The sequence below is a fragment of the Moorena sp. SIO1F2 genome (assembly GCF_010672755.1).
Lineage (GTDB): Bacteria > Cyanobacteriota > Cyanobacteriia > Cyanobacteriales > Coleofasciculaceae > Moorena.
Genome location: NZ_JAAHFV010000402.1, coordinates 1 through 5,525, shown reverse-complemented (window position 1 = coordinate 5,525; position 5,525 = coordinate 1). Strand labels below are relative to the sequence as shown.

Here is a 5,525-nt window from a genome sequence, read left to right as displayed (position 1 = left end):
AAGGGGTAAGCAATAATATTATTGGTTTAAGTTTTTTTGTTATTGTTATGATTATCAATATTGTTAATAGTTATGATTTGGTTTTGAGATGTTGATGCTCCTTCTGGATAATAGTGTGAATTGTCACAAGTAGTCAATATTATTGAAGTGACTAGGGTTGAGGGTTACCTTGCTGCTTATGTTGAAGAATCTAAGGGGTAAATTGTGCTATAATATTGTAAGTTTTAACATCATCTCACGTAAAACAAAGAACATAAGCTGATAGCTGACGGCTGAATGCTTACAATAGCACTCGATCACCTAATCACTGCACAATAGAATAGTTGTTTGCTCTTTTCCCTACTATGCCCATTGTCCTAACCGATACCAAAAACTTACTCTGTGACCTAATTGCTCAATATGGCTCCCGCGTCGATTACTTAGCCATTCGCTTAGAAGAAGCCGAAGGAACTAGCATTTTATTACGGGGTGACAAGATAGAAACCCTGAGTGAAGGTCTGTCTATCGGTGGACAAGTAAGGGCATGTTATAATGGAGGATGGGGTTTTTCGAGTTTTAACCAGCTTAGCGCTATTAAAGAACGAGTCGAAGATGCGATCGCAGCAGCTATGATTGTGGGTAATCAAGAAACCACCCTTGCTCCTATTGAACCAATACAGGATGTTTGTAAGTTACCCCTGACTGGTACAGACCCTAGGCAAATTCCCTTGGCACAGAAGAAAGCATTATGCGATCGCTACAATCAAATTCTCAGAAGTTATGACAATAGCATTGCTACTACTTCTGTCCGGTATGGGGATATTAACCAACGCATCATCATTGCTACTTCTGAAGGTACCTTGATAGAGCAGTCTTGGGCAGATCTGGAAATGCGTTTTGCTGCTACTGCTCGTAATGGTGATACTGTCCATACTGGTAGAGAAACTATTGGCTCTCGCCAAGGCTATGAAGACCTAACCAATCTTGATCAACAAGTCCATGGAGCAGCTCAACGTGCTGTCGATGCTCTATCCTTACCACCAGTTACAGGTGGTAATTATACAGTAGTTATCGACCCCATTCTGACTGGTTTGTTTGTCCACGAAGCCTTTGGACACCTTTCTGAAGCCGACATGGCTTATGAAAATCCTGACTTACTGGAAGTGATGAGTATAGGGCGTCGTTTTGGCCCAAAAGAATTACAAATCTTTGATGGAGCTGCTCCCCAAGGACACCGGGGTAGCTATTTCTACGATGATGAAGGCACTCCAGCCACTACCACTCAGTTGATTAAAGATGGTGTATTAGTTGGACGTCTTCACTCCCGTGAAACCGCTGGTAGGTTAGGCGAAACCCCTACTGGTAATGCTCGTTGTCTCAATTACCACTATCCGCCGATTGTTCGGATGACTAATACTTGGATAGGACCCGGAGCTACTCCAGTAGCACGGTTGTTCGATGATATCACAGTAGGAGTTTATGCTCGCAATTGGCTAGGAGGTATGACTAATGGCGAAATGTTTACCTTTAGCGCTGGAGAAGCTTGGATGATTCGCAATGGTCAAATTGCTGAACCTGTGCGAGATGTCACCCTTTCTGGTAACGTGTTCAAGACCTTAGCTGATATTGAAGCTATTGGTGATGATTTCTATTGGGATGAATCCGGTGGCTGTGGTAAAGGTGGACAAAGTGGCTTAGCTGTAGGCTGTGCAGGACCAAGTTTAAGGATTCGGAATGTGGTAGTTGGTGGAGAAGTTGAAGGTTGAAGGTTTTCTATCAGAATTAAGAATTAAGAATGAAGAATAAAGAATGAAGAATGAAGAATGAAGAATGAAGAATAAAGAATGAAGAATGAAGAATAAAGAATGTGGAATTTAGAATGTGGAATTTAGAATTATAAATTATAGTTATTCTGTACTTGTTATGCTAAATAAACAGTCTTTAAGTAAGAGGTGAAACCGGTTTTGAGAAGATAAAACAGTGGTCAGAGGCCGTATTCAGCAAATTTTATTCGTTGAATAGCCTAATTTTCCCTGTAGATTAAGCTTTCTGACTTTTTTAACTGGAATTTTAGCATAAAAGCTACTGAATACCCAAAATTATTCATTCTAAATTCTACATTCTACATTCTACATTCTCAAATAGGGAAAAGCGGCTCTGGAAATAACAGTAGTCAGAGAATCAGTATGCAACGGTTGGTGATATCACCTACACAGTGTCAAGACCAAGGGATTGTTTTAACTGATGCCCAACAGCATTATCTAATTAGAGTGTTGCGGCTGAGAAAGGGCGATCGCTTTATTGCTATGGATGGAGAGGGTGGCTGGTACGTTAGCGAGCTAGAAGGTGATTTGACTCAAGCTAAAATTGTCGCATCTGAGCACATTCAAACTGAATTGCCTAAACAGGTAACCTTGATGGCGGCTATGCCTAAAGGGAGTGGATTTGAGCAAATTTGTCTGATGGCAACGGAGTTGGGAGTGACTCGGATTGTGCCGTTAAAAAGCGATCGCACTTTACTCAATCCTAGTCCTCAAAAGCTCCAGAGGTGGCGACGGATTACCCAAGAAGCCGCAGAGCAATCAGAACGGGAAGTTGTGCCGAAAATTCTTGACCCTGTTGACTTTTCCGATAGTCTTCAGTTACCCGAAACCCTAGAAGCCTATCGCTATATTTGTGTAGCTCGGGGAAAGACTCCCCATCTACTCAATTGCTTATTAGATTTACGATTAGGATTGGATACTGGCCAAACAGACCCTGCTCAACATCCTGGCATTGTCATTGCTACCGGACCGGAAGGTGGTTGGACAACTCAAGAGCTAGAACAAGCTACTGCTGCTGGATTTATCGCTGTTTCTCTAGGAAGTCGTATTCTCCGAGCTATCACTGCTCCTATTGTTAGCTTGTCTATAGTAGCAGCAGTGTCGGAATCATCAGTTAAGGCAAACGGTGAGGATTTTGCTTAAGCAATTAATAACATCCATGGGCAACTTAGGCAATAAACTGGGTTTGTCCATGGTTCAATTCAATTACTATAGCGCTAGTTTAAGTGTGAAATTCAATCTAATCAACCCATACAACCCTTAACTCTTCTAAAAGGGTAGGGCTAGTAAAAAAATTTTGATCACCAAATTTTCGCAAACTATAGCGTTATAGTAAGCTAACTGAAATAAAAATAGCGCTAGATAATTTTTGCTCGAAATAAATATAGCGCTATTTTAAAAAAAGATTAAATCCAATTACTTTATACACCCCGTAAGCCCTGAATAAGGTTCGCGCTATAGTATAGCTTCCATGAATCCCAAAATTAAATTAGCGCTATAGTATAGCCATCAACACTAATCATCCCATATACTCTTTACAACCCCTAAAAGAGTAGCGCTATTTAAATTTCCGGTATCACTTTATGAATTTTTGTAAAAATTTGGCAAATACAGAAATAATGTGTTATTATAAGTATAGCGCTAATTAAAGGAGCAAAAAAAATGACCGTAGTCGGAACTACCCAAGCAGCTTTTCTTCTAGGAATTTGTGTCCAACGAGTCCGTCAACTTCTCAAAAATGGCAGAATTAAGGGTGCTCAAAAAGTTGGCAGATTTTGGCAAATTCCCCTATTTAACGGCTTGCCCAAGGTCAGTCCCGGTCGCCGTGGACCAAAGGGAACCTGGAGAAGAGGTTTCCAAAAGGTGGCCACTTACGTTCATGTCAACCAGAACGTCATTAGGCAAAATAAAAAGAACGACACCTACGAGCCTGTCCTAACCGTCAAACAAGGTAATCGCAACACCTACGGTCATTATGTGGAAATCAAAGGACCGTCTCGGTTAGTTTATCAACCTAATTGTCCCAAGGATTGTGGAGCTACAGTGTGGCTGGAAGTTGATCCTTCTGTGGAAATTTTGACCAAACTTTTTGGCTAGTGGGACTTTGGTATTCTTGGGTCTTTTTAGGGGAACTAGCGGTGAATCGTTAAATACTTTTAGACTGTGACAAGTAATTTTTATTCAAAGAAAACCGTAGTTGTTGCTAAATCGGATCCGGCTGACTATACAACAATTGGGGAGGCGATTAAAAATGCCCAACCTGAAACCAGAATTTTAGTAAAGCCAGGGATTTACAGAGAAAGCATTGTTATTGATAAATCCCTAGAAATTTTAGGAGATGGGAAAGTCTCCGATATTGTTATTGAGGCCACTAATCTGAACTGCATTCTGATGCAAACAGACTATGCAATAGTGCGAGGCTTAACTTTGCGAGAATGCACTGTAGGTGTGTGTGTCCCCAAGGGACAGTTAATCCTTGAAGATTGTGATCTGACTGCCTATGACTGTGGTATAGTTATTTGTGGTTCTAAAGCAAATCCCATTATTCGTCGCTGCTGTATTCATGATGGGCAAGGTAACGGTATTCAGATTAAAGATAATGGTCAAGGAGTAATAGAAGACTGCGACATCTATGGCAATACTTATTCAGGAGTGTATATTGACAAAGTTGGCAATCCCACGATTGGTCGCTGTCGTATTTATGATGGAAAAAAAGACGGAATTTGGATTACATACAATGGATTAGGCACCATAGAAGACTGCGACATTTATGGTAATACTGCTCCAGGAGTTGATATCAGTAAAGGTAGCAATCCCACTTTTCGTCGCTGTCAACTCGAAAACCATCCTTTTCCAGGAAGTAAAATTGAAAAAGGACGTAATCCATTCTTTCGTCTATTCTTATGACTAATAAACCCTTATAGTTAGGAATTGCTGGTATACTAGGTCTTTCTATTGCCTTATGCCCTAAATTTTGAGGCATGATCAGTTTGAAAGAGTGGGCAATTCTCAATAATGAGAGGTTAATGACATAAGGTTGGGATAACTTTTTCACTCCAATTCGTTGACTGTCGGAAATTTCAGCAATTTTGGATGATTGTGCGTACGCCTTCAGCCGTGTTGATCGCCCTATCATTCACATTGGCAAGCTTAAGCTGTGGATAACTATAACAGTAGTTAAATTTTTCCACTCAATCCTCTGACTGTCGTAAATTCCAGCAATTTGGGATAATCGCGATCGCGTAGCGTGACTGCATGTCAATCGCACTAGCAACAGCAACAAAGCCGTGAAAATCCTTGGATTGTCGGAAATTACAGCAATTTGGGATAATCACGATAGCTCCTTGTTGAGCAACGCGCGATAGTTATCGAAAATTACAGCAATTTGGGATAATCACGATAGCACCTTGTTGAGCAACACGCGATAGTTATCGAAAATTCCAACAATTTCGGATAATCTCCATAGCGCTAGCTTAATCGATTTCGGTAGTTATCGAAAATTCCAACAATTTCGGATAATCTCCATAGCGCTAGCAACAGCAACAAAGGGTGAAAATCCTTTACTGTCGGAATTTACAGCAATTTTGGATAATCGCGATCGCCCCTTGTTGAGCAACGCAGGTTAGTTATCGGAAATTACAGCAATTTTGGATAATCTCGATACTGCGTTGGTTGAGCAACAAAGGGTGAAAATCCTTTACTGTCTGAATTTCCAGCAATTTT

5 protein-coding genes are annotated in these 5,525 nt (G+C 40.7%); 4 read left to right on the top strand and 1 reads right to left on the bottom strand.

What is annotated here, in order from left to right; genetic code table 11:
- Positions 1-344: 344 nt before the first annotated feature.
- The 4 genes from F6J94_RS29370 to F6J94_RS29355 all read left to right on the top strand — a co-directional run bounded on the left by F6J94_RS29370 (position 345) and on the right by F6J94_RS29355 (position 4,709).
- Positions 345-1,745 carry a TldD/PmbA family protein gene (locus F6J94_RS29370; protein WP_293046813.1) on the top strand — a complete coding sequence of 467 codons (1,401 nt, stop codon included), beginning with the start codon at positions 345-347 and terminating at the stop codon, positions 1,743-1,745.
- 420 nt (positions 1,746-2,165) lie between these two features.
- Positions 2,166-2,945: a 16S rRNA (uracil(1498)-N(3))-methyltransferase gene (locus F6J94_RS29365; protein ID WP_293046811.1), complete on the top strand. Its 780-nt coding sequence runs from the start codon at positions 2,166-2,168 to the stop codon at positions 2,943-2,945.
- Positions 2,946-3,464: 519 nt separating this feature from the next.
- A complete protein-coding gene (locus F6J94_RS29360; RefSeq protein ID WP_293020323.1) occupies positions 3,465-3,899 on the top strand; it encodes a helix-turn-helix domain-containing protein in 435 nt (144 codons plus the stop codon).
- A gap of 66 nt (positions 3,900-3,965) precedes the next feature.
- A complete protein-coding gene (locus F6J94_RS29355) occupies positions 3,966-4,709 on the top strand; it encodes a right-handed parallel beta-helix repeat-containing protein (RefSeq protein ID WP_293046809.1) in 744 nt (247 codons plus the stop codon).
- 284 nt (positions 4,710-4,993) lie between these two features.
- Here the strand turns inward: F6J94_RS29355 and F6J94_RS29350 are convergent, their stop codons facing one another.
- On the bottom strand, positions 4,994-5,137 hold the full coding sequence (locus tag F6J94_RS29350; protein WP_293046807.1) for a hypothetical protein: 144 nt from the start codon (positions 5,135-5,137) through the stop codon (positions 4,994-4,996).
- Between the last annotated feature and the right edge of the window lie 388 nt (positions 5,138-5,525).